Origin of the sequence: Larkinella sp. C7 (genome assembly GCF_006149005.1) — a bacterium.
GTDB lineage: Bacteria > Bacteroidota > Bacteroidia > Cytophagales > Spirosomataceae > Larkinella.
Genome location: NZ_VBSL01000264.1, coordinates 1 through 328 on the forward strand (window position 1 = coordinate 1; position 328 = coordinate 328).

The 328-nt window shown below is 37.8% G+C and carries 1 protein-coding gene; it reads left to right on the forward strand.

Annotation, left to right across the window (positions count from 1 at the left end; genetic code table 11):
- Nucleotides 1-328, forward strand: a 328-nt coding sequence (locus FH871_RS35365) for a YfhO family protein (protein ID WP_171063049.1), incomplete at both ends; no start/stop codon positions are given.

Genomic DNA, 328 nt, shown 5'->3' on the forward strand with positions numbered 1-328 from the left:
TAGTCTTCACTTTGATTTTCTCGATTCTTGAGATTGGGCTTAATTCCTACTATCAAGTCAATCGTCTTAATGATGAATGGATTTTTCCAACTAGAGGTGGCTATGAACAAGATATGTCGGACATTGACTACCTTGTCAGCTATAGTAAAAAACAGCACGATACCTTCTTTAGAACAGAAAGGCTTCTGCCTCAAACTGGTAATGACAGTATGAAATTCAACTACACTGGTATTTCTCAATTTTCTTCTGTCAGAAATACAGCTTCCAGTAGCCAACTTGACCGACTGGGCTTTCAATCCAATGGTACTAATCTTAACTTACGTTACCA